17 protein-coding genes are annotated in these 19,993 nt (G+C 54.0%); 6 read left to right on the top strand and 11 right to left on the bottom strand.

The features are described 5' to 3' along the window. The 5 genes from AC5S3R_RS02315 to AC5S3R_RS02295 all read left to right on the top strand — a co-directional run bounded on the left by AC5S3R_RS02315 (position 1) and on the right by AC5S3R_RS02295 (position 3,921). Complete coding sequence (locus AC5S3R_RS02315) at positions 1–1,356, top strand: sensor histidine kinase (RefSeq protein ID WP_494264999.1); 1,356 nt, start codon at positions 1–3, stop codon at positions 1,354–1,356. A gap of 113 nt (positions 1,357–1,469) precedes the next feature. Beyond that, the gene (locus AC5S3R_RS02310; RefSeq protein ID WP_494264998.1) at positions 1,470–1,943 is read left to right on the top strand and encodes a hypothetical protein; all 474 of its coding nucleotides are present in this window, start codon (positions 1,470–1,472) and stop codon (positions 1,941–1,943) included. A 94-nt stretch (positions 1,944–2,037) separates the two neighbouring features. Beyond that, on the top strand, positions 2,038–3,414 hold the full coding sequence (locus tag AC5S3R_RS02305) for a cytochrome P450 (RefSeq protein ID WP_494264997.1): 1,377 nt from the start codon (positions 2,038–2,040) through the stop codon (positions 3,412–3,414). A gap of 80 nt (positions 3,415–3,494) precedes the next feature. Continuing rightward, the gene (locus tag AC5S3R_RS02300; RefSeq protein WP_494264996.1) at positions 3,495–3,803 is read left to right on the top strand and encodes a hypothetical protein; all 309 of its coding nucleotides are present in this window, start codon (positions 3,495–3,497) and stop codon (positions 3,801–3,803) included. Continuing rightward, positions 3,790–3,921, top strand: a complete 132-nt coding sequence (locus AC5S3R_RS02295; RefSeq protein WP_494264995.1) for a hypothetical protein — start codon at positions 3,790–3,792, stop codon at positions 3,919–3,921. The genes AC5S3R_RS02300 and AC5S3R_RS02295 overlap by 14 nt, the downstream gene beginning before the upstream one ends. 272 nt (positions 3,922–4,193) lie before the next feature. Here AC5S3R_RS02295 and AC5S3R_RS02290 read toward each other — a convergent pair whose 3' ends face one another. After that, positions 4,194–4,796 carry an RNA polymerase sigma factor gene (locus tag AC5S3R_RS02290; RefSeq protein ID WP_494264994.1) on the bottom strand — a complete coding sequence of 201 codons (603 nt, stop codon included), beginning with the start codon at positions 4,794–4,796 and terminating at the stop codon, positions 4,194–4,196. A 76-nt stretch (positions 4,797–4,872) separates the two neighbouring features. Next, positions 4,873–5,163, bottom strand: a complete 291-nt coding sequence (locus AC5S3R_RS02285) for a YXWGXW repeat-containing protein (protein WP_494264993.1) — start codon at positions 5,161–5,163, stop codon at positions 4,873–4,875. 21 nt (positions 5,164–5,184) lie between these two features. On the opposite strand from AC5S3R_RS02285, the gene AC5S3R_RS02280 reads away from it, so the two are divergent. After that, entirely contained in the window at positions 5,185–5,325 is a 141-nt protein-coding gene (locus tag AC5S3R_RS02280; RefSeq protein WP_494264992.1) for a hypothetical protein, read from the top strand. Positions 5,326–5,397: 72 nt separating this feature from the next. Here the strand turns inward: AC5S3R_RS02280 and AC5S3R_RS02275 are convergent, their stop codons facing one another. From AC5S3R_RS02275 to AC5S3R_RS02235, 9 genes are all read right to left on the bottom strand, one after another. Continuing rightward, positions 5,398–6,819 (bottom strand): ATP-binding protein, encoded by a 1,422-nt coding sequence (locus tag AC5S3R_RS02275; RefSeq protein WP_494264991.1) that lies wholly within the window; start codon positions 6,817–6,819, stop codon positions 5,398–5,400. Next, positions 6,816–7,580 carry a response regulator transcription factor gene (locus AC5S3R_RS02270; protein ID WP_494264990.1) on the bottom strand — a complete coding sequence of 255 codons (765 nt, stop codon included), beginning with the start codon at positions 7,578–7,580 and terminating at the stop codon, positions 6,816–6,818. The genes AC5S3R_RS02275 and AC5S3R_RS02270 overlap by 4 nt, the downstream gene beginning before the upstream one ends. A 438-nt stretch (positions 7,581–8,018) precedes the next feature. After that, entirely contained in the window at positions 8,019–8,438 is a 420-nt protein-coding gene (locus AC5S3R_RS02265) for a lipocalin/fatty acid-binding family protein (RefSeq protein ID WP_494264989.1), read from the bottom strand. Positions 8,439–8,602: 164 nt separating this feature from the next. Continuing rightward, entirely contained in the window at positions 8,603–9,364 is a 762-nt protein-coding gene (locus tag AC5S3R_RS02260; RefSeq protein WP_494264988.1) for a DUF4410 domain-containing protein, read from the bottom strand. A gap of 167 nt (positions 9,365–9,531) precedes the next feature. Beyond that, positions 9,532–10,644: a lactonase family protein gene (locus AC5S3R_RS02255; protein ID WP_494264987.1), complete on the bottom strand. Its 1,113-nt coding sequence runs from the start codon at positions 10,642–10,644 to the stop codon at positions 9,532–9,534. A 179-nt stretch (positions 10,645–10,823) separates the two neighbouring features. Continuing rightward, positions 10,824–12,350 carry an efflux transporter outer membrane subunit gene (locus AC5S3R_RS02250; RefSeq protein ID WP_494264986.1) on the bottom strand — a complete coding sequence of 509 codons (1,527 nt, stop codon included), beginning with the start codon at positions 12,348–12,350 and terminating at the stop codon, positions 10,824–10,826. Between the two features lie 22 nt (positions 12,351–12,372). Further along, positions 12,373–15,519, bottom strand: coding sequence for an efflux RND transporter permease subunit (locus AC5S3R_RS02245; RefSeq protein ID WP_494264985.1), 3,147 nt, complete (start codon positions 15,517–15,519; stop codon positions 12,373–12,375). Continuing rightward, entirely contained in the window at positions 15,516–18,869 is a 3,354-nt protein-coding gene (locus AC5S3R_RS02240) for an efflux RND transporter permease subunit (protein WP_494264984.1), read from the bottom strand. The genes AC5S3R_RS02245 and AC5S3R_RS02240 overlap by 4 nt, the downstream gene beginning before the upstream one ends. Beyond that, entirely contained in the window at positions 18,866–19,939 is a 1,074-nt protein-coding gene (locus tag AC5S3R_RS02235) for an efflux RND transporter periplasmic adaptor subunit (RefSeq protein WP_494264983.1), read from the bottom strand. The genes AC5S3R_RS02240 and AC5S3R_RS02235 overlap by 4 nt, the downstream gene beginning before the upstream one ends. Positions 19,940–19,993 lie beyond the last annotated feature (54 nt).

The following is a 19,993-nucleotide window of genomic DNA, read 5'->3' as shown; positions in this document are numbered from 1 at the left end:
ATGCTGCGCTCGCTGTATGCGAAGATATTCGGCTGGTTCTGGCTGACACTGATTGTAGGTGCCTCGCTGGTCCTCGTACTCACGATGCTTACGGGATCGCGGCCCTTGGGCAAGAGATGGATGCGCGTCACGCAAGATATGTACGCACACAGTGCGGTGGACTTCTACGAGACAGGGGGCGCACCTGCGCTCGAAAGGTATTTGAACACCCTCAAGGAATCTTCCGGAATCGATGCCAGCCTCCTTGATGAGCACCAGCAGGACGTGCTTGGCAAAACAGTGCCTGTCAATGTTGGACATGTTCTCGAACGCAGTCTTGCCACAGGAGAATCGACTCTGTGGCTTGGCAGGGAATGGACAGCCGCAACTCCAGTTATCTCCAGACAGCGCCACTTTGTATTTGTACTTGAAGTGCATCCTCTAAACGGTTTTGTTGACGGAACATTTGCGCTGCCTGCCTTGAGCCGGCTTGTGCTTGCCCTAGTGGTAGCTGCCATTTTCTGTCTTGTGCTGACGCGATATATCGTCTCTCCGATCCGCGCCTTGCAGGCAGCTTCCCAACGCTTGGCTGCTGGAGACCTGACAACCCGTGTTACTCCAGCCATTGCGCCACGCGACGATGAACTCGCAGAGACAGCTCAGGCATTTGACCGGATGGCCGACCGCATCGAGCTTCTTATCAGCAAACGCCAGGAAATGCTCGCGGATATTTCGCATGAGCTTCGATCTCCATTGACACGAGTCTCAGTATCCCTCGAATTGCTTCGGAGGGGCGAGGAGGACGTCATCGATCAGATGCAGGCCGACATTGATCGCATGAATGAGATGATCCAGCAGATTCTTCTTCTCACCCGCCTCGACCTTCAACCTGATCGTGTGCAGTTCAGGTCGATTGCTTTAAGACCTTTGCTAGAGAGCCTTGCGCAAGATGCAGAGTTCGAAGCTCGGGAGGAAGGTAAGACGGTTTTGGTTCGGACGGAAAGATCTTGCTCTGTTCAGGGAGATCCGAATCTGCTTCGAAGTTGCATCGAAAACATTCTTCGCAACGCTGTTCATTACACCGATCCGAATACTTCTGTGGAAGTCGACATAGGCATACGCCATCTGTCCTCCGAGCCCGCATATTGCGAAATCTGCGTGACGGATCATGGCCCAGGAGTTGCTGAAGAGTCATTGCCGTTTCTTTTCGATGCTTTCTTTCGTGTCTCCGAAGCACGCCTCCTGGAAGACGAGGGAAGCGGGCTGGGTCTTTCGATTTCGCGAAGAATTGCGGAGCTTCATCAAGGCAAGGTTGTCGCGGAGAACCGCAGGGACACTTCCGGTCTTATCGTTCGAGTGCTGCTTCCCCTCGCTTAATGCCTTCTACACTTCCTTACACTTCTCCTCGCAACTGAATGGGCTTTTCGGGTTCCAATGAGTATGTCGGCACGGTCATCGACTGGCCGAAATCTTACTACCAGGAGAGTTCGATGAAATACAAGATATCCTCGCTCATTGCCACGTCTGTGCTGTGTGCATCCGCTGCTTTCGCGCAGGTCAACACTTCCACTACGGCTACCGGCCCTAATGGTAATACTGCAACTCGTACTGCAACGCGGCAGGCTGGCCAGACAAACGTGACTGCTACGGGCCCCAATGGCAATACTGCCACTCGTTCTACCGCCCATTATCCGGGCGGCAACTCGACGACGGTGACCGGCCCGAATGGAAATTCGGCGAACCGCACAGTGGCCGGGCGAGGCACCGGTAATGTGACAGCAACCACAACAGGGCCCAATGGCAATACTGCATCTCGAAACACGATGCGTTATCCCGGCGGTAGCACAAGCACAATGACCGGACCGAACGGCCAGGTAGCAACTCGTAACGTGGCTGGACGTGGTACAGGCTCGGCTACGGTAGCACGTTCCGGGCCGCACGGCAGTGCAGTGCGCACGCGCTAGCCATAAGTTGCCCTCCCCCGGCAAGTGCGGCAGATGTTTGGAAACAGCTCTGCCGCACCTCTCTTTCTTCCAATGACGGAGCAGATATTTCATCATGAAATACAAGGTTGAAGAGGCGTGTGGTTTTGCAGAACTTGTGCGCTTTCGTCGCGATCCTCTGAAGTGTATGACGGAATTGAGTCAAAGAGGTACTGATATACGCTGCTTGCGGATCGGTTCCCAGTATCTCTTCCATATAAACCATCCTGAGTTGATCCAAGATATCCTCGTCAACCATGATTGGAACTTTATAAAAGGCAGGGGGCTCCAGGCGTCGAAGCCAGTGCTAGGTAATGGCCTGCTAACGAGTGAAGGTGAAGTGCATCGTCGGGAGCGCCGGATCGTGCAACCTGCATTTCATAGCACACGTCTCGCTGCCTATGCTGCAACGATAGTTGAGTGTGCCAATAGGATGGCCAATACATGGGCAATGGGAACTCTCTATGCAATCGATCAGGAGATGATGCGGCTTACTCTGGCGATTGTAGGGCGTACGCTCTTTAGTGCCGATCTTGAACAGGATGCTGACGATATAGGCGAAAGCCTGAAGCAGGCTCTTCAGGTGTTTTTTCTTTTGAATAGCCCATTCGTTCGCATGATTTTGCCGGTTCGCCACTGGGCCGAGAAGAGAGCACAGGTATCTCGGGGTAAGATTGCAACCGTCCTTCGTAAAGTCATCGAAGCACATCACGTTCATCCTGAGCTTGATGACATGCTTTCGATGCTCATGCGTGTACGTGGCAGTGACGATGCTGCCTACACTTCCGAGGAATTGCTGCTCGACGAATGCCTTACGCTTTTTCTCGCCGGCCATGAGACAACTGCCAATGCTTTGACATGGACCTGGTACTTACTATCACAGAATCCTCATATTGCAGACAGGATGAGAGAGGAGCTTGAGGCGGTATTGGATGGACGGCTTCCGAGCATTGAAGATTTACCCTGTCTCAAATACACAGAGCATGTTTTTCTAGAAGCGCTGCGGCTCTATCCGCCCGCCTGGGTGATTGCGCGTGAAGCTGTGACAGCGTATCGGCTTGGAGAGATCGAAGTGCGAGCTGGTTCCACGTTGATGATGAGTCCTTATGCAACGCACAGAGATGCACGGTTCTGGCCGCAGCCGGAGAAATTTGATCCTGATCGCTGGCTCAAACAATATGCGCCAGTACAGCGCAGGTTTGCTTTTTATCCTTTCGGTGCTGGCACGCGCGTCTGCATTGGAGAACATTTCGCCATGATGGAAGGTGTATTGCTTTTAGCGACTATTGCACAGAGATGGAAATTGCATTTCGAACCGGGCCAACAAGTTCGCCTCTGGCCGCAGATTACGCTTCGCCCAAGACAGCCTATGTATTTCCGACTCTCAGACACCAGAATAGACACGCACAATTATTCCGATTCTTCTTACGTAGAAATTGGCTCCATGTTCTGACTGGAGGACATGGGGTTATTTTTACCTTCTATCAACCTTGCCACTACGTGTTAGAACTTTGTGGCACACAGGAGGCTTCAATGAAACGACTCTTGATTGCACCTACGCTGGGTGTGATGCTGGTATCGGGAGTATCCCCTGCGCTATCTCTTGCTCAGGGCCAATCTGTATCTCCTCAGCCGGGTGCAATTCACCTCATGACTCCCGATGAGGTAGTAAAACTCTTGGCGGCAAAGCTGAACCTGACTGACGATCAGAAGGCTCAGATTAAGCCCATTATCGCGTTGCACCAACAGCAATTACAAGCGCTCCGGGCAAATATCTCTTCCGGGCCGATACAGAAGATGCGCCAAACAAGAAGCATCTTCGAGAACAGTGACCAGAATTGAATCCGTGCTCAACGATCAGCAGAAGCAGCAATACGTTCAGCTTGCGCAGCAAATAAGACAGCAGGTTCGCCAGCGCATGCAGAACCATAACACTACGGCTAATGCAGTTCCGCAATAGCCGTAGTGGTTATTACCCATGAATTGGATTCAATATTCGTGGCATTCCGTTGCTACTTCCCCCTTCCCCCGCATCCGAAAGCTGGATGGAACGGCGCAGGGGTTGGATATATCTCCAAGCTAGATGCTTGTGGGAGGGTACTGGTCCTAAAGGAGAATAACTGAGATTCAGGTACAGCGATAAATTTCCGCTCTTTGGGCCTTGGTGTGGACAGATGTTCTGAAATCAGAACCGTCCCTAAAAACGGTCTAGTATGGCATACCTTTTGTTACTCAAACATCACGTTCAGCACCAAGCACACACCGTATTCTCTCAATCGAGCGGCCGAACTGCGTTTTTGCTGTTCCTTCCGGTATGCCCATCACCTCCGCGATTTCTCGGAATGTTAGTTCTTCCACGATATGGAGGAGAAATACCGTTCTAGCCTTTTCTGGAAGCTTGGGTATTGTCCTCCAGACTGACGCTACTTGTTCCTTGACAACAACATTTCTTTCCGGTGAAGTGTTTCTGGCTTGGATATGACATAGAATCTCCTCCGTATCCATAGAATTAGCACGAAGACTGCGCCAGAACTCCACTCGCCGGCTACGCCAGTGATCTTTCTGTAGATTGATGGCGATTCTCATTAGCCACGTCGATACTTGTGCTTCGGCCCGGAAACGGTGCCAGTTGCGATACGCCTTCAAGAAACATTCCTGTGTGAGAACTTCGGCCAAATCCGGATCGCGCAACGATGCCAGCAAGAACCGATAGATTTGAGGGCGGTTTCGAATAACCTCTCTCTCAAACTCTTCGTTGCTGCGTTCGGAAGCTGGGAGAGTGCCAGACTCAGGCATCGTCCTTGGATGTTGCTCGATTCGATCTTCTGTTTTCATCTTTGCCTCGAAAGGGAATCCAGCCGGAGATGATGCAGGCTACTAGTCACGGAAGGGATAGACGGCAAACAGCCGTCTATCGCCAGTAGCCCTTCACGAATACCCAACCGCTGCTGCGTGCGACCCAATGTGGGGCAACCCAGACGGCGCGTGGCCGTGGAGGCACGACATAGTGGCCGGCAACCCAGATATAGCGGACGCCAGTCCAGCGGTAGTATCCACCAACCCAGACATAACGAGCTCCCGGAGGAGGAATTGGGTGTTCGACGACAACACGGGGAGGCGGGACTCGAACGATGACCTGGGCTCTCGCAGCAATTGGCGACAGGCTGACAGCGATGAGAGACAGACACAAAAATTTCTTCATAATATTGAAGGCTCCTTCGAAATGAGCGTCGCTATCGATCTAGGAGCATCGGAGGAACTGACTCGCTTTGCAGCAGGCATTAAGCAGATGCTCGTGCAGGAAATCTCCGATCCCAAGTCCGTGCCAGGCGCGAATCTGGCACGACGCTCTTCTTTGTATTAAGACCACGAAGAATGGATGGAAGTGGCGGTTCGTATGTATGGATTTGTCGTCGATATCTTTTCGCTGAATAAATTATTCGGATTTCCTCTTTCCCGTTTCTTCACGGGCGTCCGCATCGTTTTGTTCGTCCGGTGCCGGGGTCCGCAGAGGAAGTCTAATCGTCACTTGCAAGCCGCCTTCTTTGCGATTGCGAGCCTCGATTGTGCCGTCGTGCATGTGTATGGCTTCGTTCGCGATGGCTAGCCCCAGTCCCGTTCCACCACTGCTGGATTCGCGTCCTGGAGCTGTGCGGAAGAAAGGCCGGAAGATGTCGGCCAAAGCCGCTTCTGGAACTCCCGGACCATGATCGAGAATCGTGACGATCACTTCCCCAGCGATGATATCGACCTTGGAATCGAGTCGAATTTCTCCTCCAGGGGGCGAGTAACGCAGCGCGTTCCGCAGAACGTTATCAATCGCGCGACGGAGGAGGTTGGGGAAGGCGAGAAGAGTCATATCCTGTCGCTCGCCGGTGATGCGGCATCCGCGGTGTGTTGCTTCCAGGCCGGCGTCTTCGATGATGCTGTCGCATAGACTGCGAATCGACACCGGGGCGAGTGTCTCTGATGGAACTCTTCCCGCTTCGAGCCCAGCGAGAAGCAGCAACTGCTGTACCAGATTGCTGAGCTTGTCGGTTTCACGCTCAATCCGGACGATGCTGCTTGATCCTGTGCCAAACTCGCGGCGGAGGAGCGCAATCGCCAAGTGCATGCGTGTTAGCGGTGCACCAAGTTCATGGGAGACATCGGCAACGAATCTGCGCTGTGCGGTCATCAGCAGTTGGATTTGTGCTGCCATCGCATCGAAATCGCGTGCAAGATCTCCTAGTTCGTCGCGGCGTGCGTATTTCAGCGAGACAGCTCGGGCATCCAGGTCGCCGCCCGCCAGGCGCCGTGCGGCCGTCTGCAGTTGTGTGATAGGGCGAGTCAGATAGAAAGTCAAAAGAATACAGACGAACGATGCTGGGACCATCGCGATCACCATGTTCGACCAGAACCGCGGATTGAAGAGGCGAACCACGGGCGTGAAGATGGTCAGAATAGCGGCGTAGCGGTGGCCTGAAGCACTCTCAATCGGGCACGCGTAGAGCATGCGGAACCCGAGACGGATAAACTCTTCGTGGCCGCTTTTCAGTACATCCTGTGCCATCAGCTCATAGAAGGAATAGTCCCTGGTATCTGCGAGTAGAGGACTACCTTGCTGATCGAAAAGGTAGACTTCCGAGCGGTGAATCATCGGGAGATGCTGTGTTCGAGCACGAAAGGCTTCTGGGCCATTCTGTTCGTAAGCGTTGACGGCGGCAGTGAGAGCTGGAAGAGTCGCGTCCGGTTGAAAGCGCCTTTCGTGTTCGCCTGGAAAGCTTACTGGAACAAACTCGTTGACCATAAGGACAAAGGCGATCATCAGTACGGTAGCGATCCAGAAAAAGAAAAAGATTCTCCAGAAGAGCTTCATGATTGCGACTCTCTTTGCTCTGATTCTGGGCTATGAAGGTAAATGTAGCCTACATTTCGGACTGCACGGAACCGCTCTTCTCCCTGTGGCCCCACGCCGAGCTTCTTGCGGAGGGCGCTAACCAGGTTATCCACGCCGCGGTCTCCTGCCGAAAGAGACCGCCCGAGAGCTACTCGTGTTAGATGTTCTCTCGTGACAACTTCGCCAGCGGATGACGCAAGCGCATGCAACACATCGAATTCAGCAGCAGTGCAATCGACGGATTTACCATTGCACTCGACTCGGCGTGTTCCTGTATCCAAGATCAGATCATCAATCGAGAGGAATGGGCTGCCGAAACGGGAAGGTTGGCCGCGGCGCAGTACCGTGCGAATGCGTGCCAACAGTTCTATCGGCGTAAACGGTTTGGGAATGTAGTCATCAGCACCACCTTCGAGTCCCGTTACCTTGTCTGCGACGGAAGACCTAGTGGTCAGCATGATGACTGGAATGCGGCTCTGTTGCCGAATCTCATGCAAAACCGTAAAGCCGTCGCTGTCTGGAAGCATGACATCGAGAATAATTAACACAAGCCCGCCTTCTTTGGCTCGATCAAGTCCGGCGCGCGCGGTGTATGCCGTGTGAACCGCGTATCCTTCAGGATTGAGATACTCGGCGAGCATCTCTGCCATGTCCTGGTCATCATCGACTAACAAAATCTGCCGTTTCGGGATATCCGAAGTCTTACGGGCCTGATGGCGTGAATTGTCCAGTTGCTGCATGAGTCCTGCCTTTCACTCAGAATGCGTCTTGCCCTTGCAGGCGTCAATCACGCTCAGGCACAGAGATTCCTCTTCTCACGCGTCGAAACGAACTTGGAAGGGCTTCCGGTCTGGAATTCCGTGTTTTCCCTATCCTCGATGCTGCCCGCTCGGAATGAGCCGAGAGGATGAACAAACTTATGAGTGGGCATTTTTCGGCGAGGGTACAGAGCGTGCTCGACCACCAGGAGAATCAGGCGGAGCCAGACAATTCCCAGAATGAAGAGTACCGAATAGCCCAAACCATGGAACATATTCAGGAGATACCACAGGTCTTGTCCCAGATTATTAGCCATTCCTTGCCTCAAATAATGAAATTGATTTCTCTTTCATGGGAATTCGCGGCTCGGCCACAAGATCAGAAGATCCAGGGACGAACCGCGAACTGGGGGAGGACTGTTATTGGCGAGTTGCCGACCAGGCGGCACCCTGTGCGCTTGTTCCGCTCATCTTGCCACCGTCAACGGTACCGGAAAAGCTGATCTCCCTTCCGCCGCGGCCTTTCACGGTCATGGATATCTGATTACCTTGAATGGTTCCGCTGACTGCGCCCGAGCCACGCTGCCCCTGGAAGGTTCCACTGATTTTGCCGCCGTCCTGCTGTAGTTGCAGCGAAGCCTGGCGTGCCGTTCCCTGGGGATCGGTGAAGGAGAGTTGCCAAGTGCCGGCGACCGAAGATGCGTTGCTGTCCTGGCCAGAGGCTCCCGTGATTGCGACCGTCGTAGCTGGTGCGGCATGGGCAGTCAGTGAAGTGCCGGCACTTGCGGTAGCCACCAACAGCGCGGTGAGCAGGAATGGGGTTGTTGAGAATCGTTTCACTATTTCCTCCATGTGGATTGATTTAGGTACAAATTTCGAGAATTGGCACCGTGGCTTCTTTCACGACGACTACGCTTGGTAGTGCCATGATCTGGCGCTAAGTGCCGCGTGTAAACCGGCTGTGTTCTTACGAAAGAACGCAGACCTTCAATCATGAACAGGCTTCAACCGTTCTTTGCTACCTGTTCCTTTGCTTTCATGTCTTTCGCCAGTTGTTTCAGAATCTTGTCTGCAAGCTTCCTTGCATCTGCTGAGAGTGTTTGCTGTGTATCGCGGGCCGCATGGACAGCAAGCCCAACCGGACCGAGAGGGGGAAGATAGCTGCCACCTTTGACCTGAATGTCGAAGGTGTCGAGAGGATTCCATCCCTCCTTCACGCGCGAGAGGGCCACAACATGGACGTTGAGGTGGCTCGCGCCCAGCCCCATGCCAGCCAGACGCTCAACAGAGTTGCCAGCATTCGCACGGGTAATGCATCCAGTGATCACGGTTGCACCCTGTGGAATAGATTGTGGATCGGGATTAACCAGAACGTTCATCTTCTTCGACAACTTGTTCTGCATTTCCTCCGTGATCTTGTCAAGGATGGCCGGATCTACCTTGATGGGTTTGTGAGAAGCATCTGCGCTTCCGGCTTCGGGTGAAGTCTGTGCGGCAGGGACCTGGGGGCAAGCTTGTGCGGAGAGGGCTGCCGTATCCGTTAACGGCTGCGATTGAATTGCGAAACGGAGAACAACAGCTGTTCGGGGGAGGGCTGTGGGTTGGGATGACGTAACTGCTGCATTATTCGATTGAATGGAAGTTGCGCCTGCTTGCGTGGAGGCCTGAATCTCATGCCCTTCGGCACGAGCGGACAAGGTGGTACTGATGCCTGCTAAGGTGGTCAAGAGAGAGCAAGCCAGAACCATATCTGAGCGAATATTCATTGAAAACTCCGAGCAGATCTCCGACCTGCACATACTCTGACGGCAGCAAAAGGAAGGGTGTCGCTCGATCTTTGTCGGGTTTTGTCTTGCGGAGATTGCCAGGAACTGCGAGCCCAGCAGTTATGCTGTTGACCGCAACAGAGCGTTGAATCCTGCATTCTGCTCGCTCAGTGGGACGCGACAATGGCACTGGCATCCGCAGGATCGGTTGCAGTGGCCAGACTTGCAAACAAACTTAGGCTGCCGGGAACGTCAAATGTTGTGTTGAAGATTGCGAGATCTGGACTGCCTCCGGTGCAGATGACCATCACATAGGTGTGCGTGCTATCTTCGGCGATTCCAACTGGCTGACTTCCAGTGGCATAGGGAGAACCAGACAACTCGATAAGACTTCCTGTATCTGAAAATGCGTAAGCACTGACGGTGTTATCCAATTCATTGGCCACATAGACATTCGTGCCGGCTGCCGTCATCATCACATCATGCGGGTCATTGCCTGTCGCAGTGGGAGATGTAGATAACTCCATGAGTGAGCCATCCGTATCGATTTTCAAAACCCGTACCGCATTGATTCCCGTTTCCGTCACAAGCAAATAAGAACTGTTTGGATCGCTGGCCAGTCCATAGTCTGCATTCCCTGTACTCTTGGGCCGCAGGATTTGATTTAGCTTAGTCAGCGTCCCCCCGCCTGTATCCAGAGTGAGGATGTCTACTCCGCCTGACTCCAAAGAGACAAACACAAAGGTACCGCTAGGAGTAATGAGAAGATGGCTTACTTTACCGGAGTCCAGTTGCAAGGAATGTCCTCGAAGCGTCAATGCGCCGCTACTCGTATTGATCGCAAAGATGGAAATAGATGGTGTCGTATCTGCTATAAGGAGCCACTGTCCGGTTGGATCAACCTGCATGGCTCTGGGGATAATTCCTGTAGTTACCGGAACCCCGCTGTTGGCAGCATTGAGCGAACCATCACTATTAATGGAATAGGCATAGACCCCAGATGCGTTGCCAACGAATACCCAGGTGTTCTGGGGACTGATTGCCAGGGAATTTGGCGCACCAGAAAGTGCATAGGGGGATGGGGCCAGCGTATTCACTTGGCCGCTTGTGACAGAAAATGCTGCCAGGGACGGAGCGGTCGAGACACCATTCGCAACGTATAGATAGCCAACGCCGCTTGTTCCCGTCGATCCATTATTGTCTTCCGGTGCATCCCAGAAGCCCCCGCATCCGCACAGCGCAAGGCAACAGCATGTAAGAGCAAGAGCCAAATAACGCATGATTGTCCTGCAAGAAGACGTATACCGCAGCCTGCTTGTATGCAGTTAGACAAGGGTTTTCGACCTGTTGTGCCGCGCTGTTTGTCGGGTTTTGTATAGCTGTCTGATGTTTTGAGCCGAGACAGATTTGGTGAATGATCTCGGCTCGAAGCATGAGAGAGCGGGCTGGGTGTCGCGTCCTAGCGCTGCAGACTATAGTCTCCCTTGGCAGGCTTCTGGGACATATCCTTCGGAGAAGGCAATTGGGAAGCATCCCATCCTCCGCCAAGCGCCGCAATCAGTTGTACCGATGCCGTCATCTCTTGCACTTGCAAGGTTGCTAGCGATTGTTGACCTGATAGCAAGATCGTCTGAGCCGTCACAACATCGAGATAGGGGTCAACCCCATTCTCATATCGTCCCGTCTCAAGATCGAGGGACTCCTGCGCGTTGGCTACAGCTTCCTGCTGACGGGCGATCTGCTGCGAATAAAGCCGCATCGCAGCGAGGTAGTCTTCCACCTGCTGGAAAGCCGTCAGCACGGTCTGGCGATAGGTTGCGAGGTCTGCATTATAGGTAGCGGTGTACTGATGAAGCTCTGCCTGGTAGAGTCCCCCGTTAAAGATGGTCTGCGATACAGAAGGCCCGACCGACCAGAACCTGCTCGGCCAATCAAAGGCGTGCTTCAGTGTCGAACTATTAAAGCCTCCGTCTGCAGCCAGTGATACGGAAGGAAAGAAAGCTCCATAACCAATCCCAATGGTTGCGTTGGCTTCGGCCAGTGTGCGCTCCGCTGCTGCAACGTCCGGCCGGCGTTCTACGAGCTGCGACGGCACACCGACAGGAATCGCGGGGGCTTGACGCAACAACGGCTTGACCGGAATGCTGAAGTCCGTTGCGGGCTTGCCGATCAGTGTCGCAATCGCGTGTTCGTACTGCGCGCGGGCGACGCCTACATTGATCGCGGCAGACTTTGCGCTTTCAAGAGCGGTTTTCGCTTCCACAACGGAGATGCGGTCATCGACGCCTGAGTCATAGCGAGTCTGGGCGAGTTCCAGTGATTTTTCGTCCGCCTTAACCGTGTCGTTCAGGATGCTTTGCAGAGCATCCTGTCCTCGTATCTCGAAGTAGTATTGCGCGAGGCTGGACTGTACGGATAGACGTTCGCTTTCGAGATCGGCCGCGCTTACCTGTGCGCCATATTGTGCTTCACGCACCTGATTGCGAATCTTCCCCCAGAAATCCGGCTCCCATGCAACAGACAACGGAAAGGACCATTCAGAACTGGTACGTCCGGAGTTTTCCTGATTGGAAGAGTTAACAAGATTCTGTGAAGTCCTTGATCTCTGCCACGACGGGCTGGTTGTCACTGTCGGCCAATACTGCGCACGCGCCTGCGCGACCTGCGTACGTGAGGCCATGAAGTTTTCGTATAACTGCTTGATGTTCTGGTTGTTGACCTCAACCTGTTCTTCGAGAGCATTTAGCTCTGGCTCGTTGAAGATCTTCCACCACTTGCCACGAATCATCGCGTCCTGTGGTTTCGCTACCTTCCATCCATCCGTATCTTGAAAGTTCACGGTGGATTCCTTGTAATTGGGAGCCGTGATCGTAGGAGCCACTGGTGGTGTGTATTTTGGTCCTACACGACAACCTGTAAGCTCGGACACAGACAACAAAGCTGCGGCAGCGAGAAGTGCGAATATTGTGGTTCTGCTTGCGGACATGAATATCAAACTCTCCATCTTGTTACGAAACTGCACCGTCGGCGCTGGTAGGAAGCGGTTGCTGTGACCGATTTGTCATTCGGAACCGAAGGCGGTCAAAGGAGAGGTAGATGACAGGGGTTGTGTACAAGGTGAGGAGCTGGCTCAAGACCAAGCCGCCGATAATGGTTATCCCCAGGGGACGTCGCAGCTCCGAACCCATGCCCGTGCCGAAGGCAAGAGGCAACGCGCCGAAGATAGCGGCCATCGTGGTCATCATGATAGGCCGGAAGCGCAAGAGGCACGCTTCAAAGATCGAATCGCGTGTGTTCTTGCTTTGTTCTCGTTCTGCGATCAAAGCAAAGTCCACCATCATAATTGCGTTCTTCTTGACGATGCCGATGAGCAGAATGATGCCGATGAGCGAGATGATGTTGAGATCGACATGAAAGAGCATCAGCGCAAGCACAGCGCCGACGCTTGCGGACGGGAGGGTCGAAAGAATCGTGATCGGGTGAATAAGATTCTCATACAGAACACCGAGAACGATGTAGACAGCGATTAGCGCTGACAGAATCAGGAGTGGTTCACTGGCAAACGACGTTTTGAATGCGCCCGCTGTGCCGGAAAATTCTCCTCGGATGGCGGGAGGCACGCCAAGTCGGCTTTCCATCTGATTGATCTCGCGGGTGGCATCGCCGAGGGCAACACCTTTTGCGAGATTGAAGGAGATAGTGACGGAAGGAAAGAGCCCAGTGTGATTGATCTGCAGGGGCGTCGATCCCGATTTTGATCGTGTCACGGTCGAGAGAGGCAAGATCGTATTAATACCCGCCATGCTACTCGTCGAGGAGGAGTTTCCTCCCGACTTCAGGTAGATATTGGATAGCTCCGATGGATTCTGCCAATACTTCGGCGCCACTTCAAGCACCACATAATACTGGTTGAGTTCCTCGTAGATCACTGAGACCTGGGATTGTCCGAACGCACTGTAGAGGGACTGGTCCAGAGATTGCGAAGTCTGGCCAATGCGAGCCGCAGTCGTGCGGTCGTAGTCCAGCATTTCCACCAGGCCATAGTTCTGCTGGTCGGTATTCACGTCCTGAAGACCGGGAAGTTTCTTCATGTTTTCGAGCAGGGTCGGCCCCCAATGCGCCAGGTCCTCAAAGTTATCCGATTGAATGGTGTATTGATACTGCGCGTTTGTATTGCGCCCACCTACCCGGAGGTCTTGAATTGGCTGCAGGAACGCCGATGCCACCGGCAGAGCATTGAGTTTCGGACGAAGCCGGTCGATAACTTGCGCGGCACTAACCTTTCGCTCGTCGAGTGGCTTCAGAGAGATATAGAGGATACCTGCATTTGTCGCGCCGGTGGCTCCGCCGCCGGTATATGCAAACGCGTGATCGACTGCGGGGTCCTGGGTTATGACATGGCTGAGGGCCAGAAGGGATCGGTTCATCATCGGAAACGACGCATTTTGAGGGCCTTGTACACCGCCAAGAATGGCTCCGGTGTCCTGCTCCGGGAAGAAGCCTTTCGAGACCTTTGCAAGTAGGGCGAGGTTCGCAAAGAGGGTGAGGCCAAAGATGGCCAGTGTAAGCCGCGAGTGGTCAAGAACCCAGAGAAGGGATCGCCGGTATACCTCAAGCAACCACTCGAAGCACCTTTCGCTGACGCGGTAAAGCCAGTTATGCTGTGCCTCTTTCGTCTCCCGCTTGAGAAGGAAGGCGCACATGGTTGGGGTCGTGGTAAGGGAGACAATCATCGATACAACAATCGAGGTGGCGAGCGTTACAGCGAACTCGCGGAACAGCCGGCCGACCAGGCCACCCATGAGGAGGATGGGAACGAAGACTGCCACTAGCGAGATACTGATCGAAAGAACAGTAAACCCGATTTCTTGCGCGCCCCTCAGCGCTGCTGCAAATGGCTCCATGCCCTCTTCGAGATGGCGTGCGATGTTCTCCATCACCACGATGGCGTCGTCGACCACGAAGCCTGTCGAGATCGTCAGTGCCATTAAGGAGAGATTGTCCAGACTGTATCCGAACAGGTACATCACCGCAAAGGTGCCGATTAAGGACACCGGGACCGCAATGCTGGGAATCAACGTGGCTCGTCCGTTTCGAAGGAAGAGAAATACGACCAGTACGACAAGAATGATCGATCCGATCAGGGTGCTCTCGACATCGTGGACAGACGCGCGGATAGTCACCGTGCGGTCAATCACAACCGTTGTCTTGATGCCTTGAGGAAGGGTCGCTTCAAGGAAAGGAAGCTGGGTACGGATACGGTCAACCGTGTCGATGATGTTCGCGCCCGGTTGCCGGAAAATGATAATCGCAACCGACGTCTTCCCGTCCAGGTATCCCGCAGTACGAAGGTTCTGTGTGGAGTCAACCACCTGGGCCACATCCGACAGATGCACAGCGGCACCGTTGTGATACCCGATGACTAACGGCTTGTACTCGTCGGCATGCGAAAGCTGATTGTTGGTGACGATGTCCAGGATGTCCTGATCGTTTTCGATCTGGCCTCTCGGCTCGTGTGAGTTCTGGAGACCGAGAACCTGCTGAATGTTGCCAAGTGTCATCCCATAGCTTTCGAGCTGGGTAGGGTTCACCTCAACGCGCACAGAAGGGTTTGCACCGCCTCCGATTACCACCTGACCGACGCCTTGAATCTGCGACAGCTTCTGCTGCAGGACTGTCGATGCCAGATCGTAGAGCTTCCCCCCGTCATATTTGTCGGAGGTCAATCCCAGCACCAGAATAGGCGAGTCGGAGGGATTGATCTTCCGGTAGGACGGATTTGCAGGAAGGTTCGTTGGTAAGTATGTGCGCGCCGCATTGATCGCTGCCTCGACATCTCGCGCAGCTCCATCGATGTTTCGGTTCAGATCGAACTGGATCGTGATCGTCGTATTGCCGAGAGAACTGGTAGAGGTCATCTCGGTGATTCCGGCAATGTGCCCTAACTGCCGTTCGAGCGGAGTTGCGACGGAAGCGGCCATAATCTGCGCGCTTGCTCCGGGAAGGCTGGCGGTCACGTTGATGGTCGGAAAATCAATCTGTGGGAGCGGGGCTACCGGCAGGACCATGAAAGCGATCATGCCGGCGATTCCAACCGCAACCGTGAGCAGCGTAGTTGCGACAGGACGGCGAATGAATAGGGACGAGATATTCATGCCTGCTCCGGAGCCGGCGCTGGGCCAGAGTCTGTCGAGGACTGGCAGTGCTTCTTCGCTCCGAACCGCTGTGCAATCCCGTCAAAGAAGATATAGATAACTGGGGTGGTATAGAGCGTAAGCACCTGGCTGACCAAGAGGCCTCCGACCATTGCAATGCCGAGAGGACGGCGCAGTTCGGAGCCATATCCCTGCCCCAAAGCGAGTGGGATACCGCCAAGCAAAGCCGCCATCGTCGTCATCATGATTGGGCGGAAGCGAAGCAGGCTGGCCTTGTAAATCGCATCCGTCGAGTTCTTACCATGCCCGCGTTCCGCCTCAAGCGCGAAATCGACGATCATAATGCCATTCTTCTTGACGATGCCAATCAGAAGAATGATGCCGATGATGGCCACGACATCGAGATCCTGACGGAAGAGCATCAGGGAAAGCAGTGCGCCCACACCTGCAGAGGGGAGCGTAGAAAGAATTGTGATGGGGTGGATGAAGCTCTCGTACAGCACACCAAGAACGATGTAGACAGTAACCAAAGCCGCCAAGATCAGCAGCACTTCATTTGAAAGCGAGTTCTTGAAGGCTGCTGCTGTTCCCTGAAGCTGGCCTTGCAGGGTGGGCGGAAAATGGAGCTTCGCTTCCACTCTCTCAATGTCTGAGATTGCTGTACTCAAGGAGGCATGCGGAGCGAGATTGAACGAAATCGTAACAACCGGAAACTGCCCCTGATGATTGATGGACAGTGGCTCGGTTGTGATGGAGGCATGCATAAAGGCATTGAGCGGTACGGCGTTGGCCCCAGTCGAGGAAGTGGTTGTGTTTGCGGTCGTTCCTGCTGTGGTGCCACCGTTCTGGGAGGATGTTTCCGTGGTGCTCGAAGCCGGAGTGATTGCCGAACCAGGGGGAGTAAGGATGCTGGAGGAAGGGGTGTAGCGGACCGAGGTGGTCAGCGTATTCGACCCGGCAGAGGTTGATGCAGACGAGGAGTAGGAATTAACCGCACTGGCTCCGGTTGCCCCAGAGGACGCGTTGGCCTGCACGAAAAGGGAAGACAGGTCATCCGGATGCTGCCGCCATTGCGGTGCCGTTTCGAGGATGAGGTGATATTGGTTCAACTGTGTATAAAGCGTATTGATCTGGCGCTGTCCGTAGGCGTCGTACAACGTGTTATCCACGGTAGAAGGCGCAATTCCAAGCCGCGATGCCGTGGTCCGGTCGATCATCAATGACAGGGCGTGTCCATTGTTTTGTTGATCGGTCGCAATATCCTCAAATTCCGGCAGCTTCTTGAGCTCGGCAACGAACTTTGCTGTCCATGCATTCAGCTCCTTTGTGTCGGCATCTTCTAGGGTGTATTGATACTGGGTTCGGCTCACGCGGTCGTCAACGGTGATGTCCTGAACGGGTTGCATGTATAGGTGAATGCCTGGAACCTGTTCCAGGTTCTTTTGCAGCCGGCGAATCACTTCGGACGCGTTGGCATTACGTTGATCCATCGGCTTTAGGTTGATCGAGATGCGGCCGCTATTGAGAGTGGTGTTTGTTCCATCTGCTCCAATAAAGGATGACAAGCTCTCGACCGCAGGATCTTTGAGGATGGTGTCCGCGAGTTGCTTCTGTCTCTCTGCCATTGCTTTATAGGAAATAGATTGCGGCGCCTGCGAGATGCCCTGAATGATGCCCGTGTCCTGAACCGGAAAAAAACCTTTGGGAATGATGATGTAAAGAAAGATGGTCAGGGCCAAGGTTGCAACAGCAACCAATAATGTGGCCGTACGGAAACGAAGCACAAAGCGCAGCGTACGCCCATAATGCGCAATCATGCGCTCAAAGGCTCGCTCTGAAACCTGATAGAAGCGTCCCTGTTCGGATTCCGGAGTATGCCGGAGGATGCGGGAGCACATCATGGGCGTCAGAGTCAACGAGACAACCGCCGAGATAAGAATGGTTACGGCCAGCGTGACGGCGAACTCACGAAAGAGCCTGCCGACAACATCTCCCATAAACAGCAAAGGGATCAGTACCGCAATGAGCGAGACCGTCAACGAGACGATGGTGAATCCAATCTGGCCAGCTCCCTTCAAGGCAGCTTCCATTGGAGACATGCCTTCTTCGAGGTAGCGCGAGATATTCTCAATCATGACGATTGCGTCGTCCACAACGAAGCCGGTGGAGATGGTCAATGCCATGAGAGACAGGTTGTCCAGGCTATATCCCAGCAGGTACATCACCCCGAAGGTGCCGACCAGCGACAGTGGTACGGCCACGCTCGGGATGATGGTTGCAGAAAGACTGCGCAGGAAAAGAAAGATCACCATGACTACGAGGGCAATCGTGAGCATCAACTCGAACTCGACATCGCGCACGGATGCGTGAATGCTCGTTGTGAGATCTGTCAATGTCGTGATTCTGATCCCTGCGGGAAGATTCCCTTTGAGCTGGGGTAGGATTTGCTGGATGCTGTCCACAACTTTGATTGTGTTGGCGCCCGGCTGCCGTTGGATATTCAGGATCACGGCTGGTGTCTTGTTCATCCATGCGGCCTGCCGGATGTTCTCGACATCATTGACCACATTCGCTACATCCTTCACGAAAACAGGCGCACTGTTCCGGTAAGCGATGACTATGTTCTTGTACCCATTGGCGTCCGTGATCTGGTCGTTCGCATCGATCTGGTAATCCTCGTCTGGACCGTCGAAGTTACCTTTGGCAGAGTTGACGCTCGCTTGTGTCAGAGCGGTGCGGACATCTTCCATGTTGATGCCGTAGGAGCCGAGCGCAGATGGGTTTACCTGGACACGGACCGCGGGCTTTTGTCCGCCGCTGATGCTCACCAGTCCGACTCCGCTCAACTGAGCGATTTTCGGGGCGAGTCGAGTGTCGACAATATCTTCCACTTGCGAGAGCGGCATGGAATCGGACGTCACCGCGAGTGTGAGTACAGGCGCGTCCGCCGGATTCGACTTGCTATAGATAGGAGGACTCGGCAGGTCCGAAGGCAGATAGCTCTGCGCGGCATTGATTGCTGACTGCACCTCTTCTTCCGCTACGTCGATATTGAGCGACAGGGCGAATTGCAGGACGATGACAGAAACCCCACCGGCGCTGGTGGATGTCATCTGATTTAGCCCCTGCATTTCACCGAGTTGACGCTCAAGAGGCGCAGTGATCGTGGTGGCTGTGATGTCCGGGCTTGCGCCCGGATATGTGGTCAACACCTGAATGGTCGGGTAATCCACCTGTGGAAGCGCGGAGACCGGAAGTTGTGTATACGCCACAATGCCGACAAGAAGGATGGCTGCCATCAGGAGGGCCGTCATGACCGGCCGCTGGATGAAGGTACGCGACAGACTCATGGGGTAACGTCTCCATGCGAGTCGGTCGAATCGGATGAGGACATCCCTCCAGAGAGGCTAACCGCAGTTCCATTCTGAAGCTTCTCGAAACTGCTGTTGGCGATGATGTCTCCAGGCTGGATTCCCTGAACAGCAGTCTGGCCTTTGTTGGAAATCCCAGGCGTAACTGTGCGTACAGTCGCCTTGCCATCTTTCAGGAGATAGACAAACGCCTTGTCTCCGTTGTGCTGGATTGCGGAGGACGGAATTAGCACTTGGCTATGGAGCGTTGTGACAAGCAGCCGCGTGTTTACGAACTGATTTGGAAAGAGTTGATTTTTCGAATTATCGAAAGCTGCCCGGAGCTTGACAGTGCCGGTCGTCGTATCGATCTGGTTGTCAACTGTCGAGAGTTTTCCAATGCCGAGCAGACTATCTTGCGCGCGGTCATACGCCTCTACGATGAGTTGATGTCTCTGGGACAACTGCGCAAGCACTTGCGAGAGGCTGTCTTCTGCTAGCGTGAAGATTACTGTGATGGGATGGAGCTGGGTAATGACAACTAGGCTTGTCGTCGCATTCGCCGTGACGAGATTCCCCGGATCGACAAGCCGGATGCCTGCTCTTCCACCGATAGGAGAGACGATATGGCAATAGTTCAACTGCACCTGCGCGTACTGCACAGCGGACTTGTCGTAATTCACCGTCCCTTGATCCTGAAGGACAACTTTCTCCTGGTCTTCAAACTGCTGCCGCGAGATTCCGTTACGGCTCCATGCCTGGCGATAGCGCTCAAGGTCCATCTGCGCCTGTGCGAGTACGTTCTCGTCCTTTTCCAGAGTGCCTTTCGCCTCTCCGAGTTGCGCTTCATAAGGTTGAGGATCGATATCGATGAGAGGATCACCCTTCTGGACAAGCTGACCTTCCGTGTAATGCACCGCCTTGATCACCCCAGTTACTTGGGAAGTGATTGAATCTGTATAGACCGGGGTCACGGTGCCAATCGCATCCAGATAGACGCCGATATCGCCCATGATTGCTGTTGCCGGCAGGACAGCAACCGGCCCAGTCACAGTGACCGCAGCTTGCATTGCGGCCTTCCTCTTGCGATGATGCCGGATCACCCCTGTGGCAAGGACGAGGAG

The sequence above is a fragment of the Occallatibacter sp. FHG110214_02 genome, from assembly GCF_059115385.1.
Note: the sequence above shows the minus strand (reverse complement) of the source record. Positions and strands in the feature narration are given on the sequence as shown.

Excerpts from the sequence above, each read along its gene's own strand:
- AC5S3R_RS02275 (WP_494264991.1), bottom strand. The coding sequence starts at position 6,819 with ATGAAGCTCTTCTGGAGAATCTTTTTCTTTTTCTGGATCGCTACCGTA.
- AC5S3R_RS02255 (WP_494264987.1), bottom strand. The coding sequence starts at position 10,644 with ATGCGTTATTTGGCTCTTGCTCTTACATGCTGTTGCCTTGCGCTGTGC.
- AC5S3R_RS02305 (WP_494264997.1), top strand. The coding sequence starts at position 2,038 with ATGAAATACAAGGTTGAAGAGGCGTGTGGTTTTGCAGAACTTGTGCGC.
- AC5S3R_RS02290 (WP_494264994.1), bottom strand. The coding sequence starts at position 4,796 with ATGAAAACAGAAGATCGAATCGAGCAACATCCAAGGACGATGCCTGAG.
- AC5S3R_RS02245 (WP_494264985.1), bottom strand. The coding sequence starts at position 15,519 with ATGAATATCTCGTCCCTATTCATTCGCCGTCCTGTCGCAACTACGCTG.
- AC5S3R_RS02270 (WP_494264990.1), bottom strand. The coding sequence starts at position 7,580 with ATGCAGCAACTGGACAATTCACGCCATCAGGCCCGTAAGACTTCGGAT.
- AC5S3R_RS02250 (WP_494264986.1), bottom strand. The coding sequence starts at position 12,350 with ATGTCCGCAAGCAGAACCACAATATTCGCACTTCTCGCTGCCGCAGCT.
- AC5S3R_RS02260 (WP_494264988.1), bottom strand. The coding sequence starts at position 9,364 with ATGAATATTCGCTCAGATATGGTTCTGGCTTGCTCTCTCTTGACCACC.
- AC5S3R_RS02300 (WP_494264996.1), top strand. The coding sequence starts at position 3,495 with ATGAAACGACTCTTGATTGCACCTACGCTGGGTGTGATGCTGGTATCG.
- AC5S3R_RS02310 (WP_494264998.1), top strand. The coding sequence starts at position 1,470 with ATGAAATACAAGATATCCTCGCTCATTGCCACGTCTGTGCTGTGTGCA.
- AC5S3R_RS02285 (WP_494264993.1), bottom strand. The coding sequence starts at position 5,163 with ATGAAGAAATTTTTGTGTCTGTCTCTCATCGCTGTCAGCCTGTCGCCA.
- AC5S3R_RS02235 (WP_494264983.1), bottom strand. The coding sequence starts at position 19,939 with ATGCAAGCTGCGGTCACTGTGACTGGGCCGGTTGCTGTCCTGCCGGCA.
- AC5S3R_RS02315 (WP_494264999.1), top strand. The coding sequence starts at position 1 with ATGCTGCGCTCGCTGTATGCGAAGATATTCGGCTGGTTCTGGCTGACA.
- AC5S3R_RS02280 (WP_494264992.1), top strand. The coding sequence starts at position 5,185 with ATGAGCGTCGCTATCGATCTAGGAGCATCGGAGGAACTGACTCGCTTT.
- AC5S3R_RS02240 (WP_494264984.1), bottom strand. The coding sequence starts at position 18,869 with ATGAGTCTGTCGCGTACCTTCATCCAGCGGCCGGTCATGACGGCCCTC.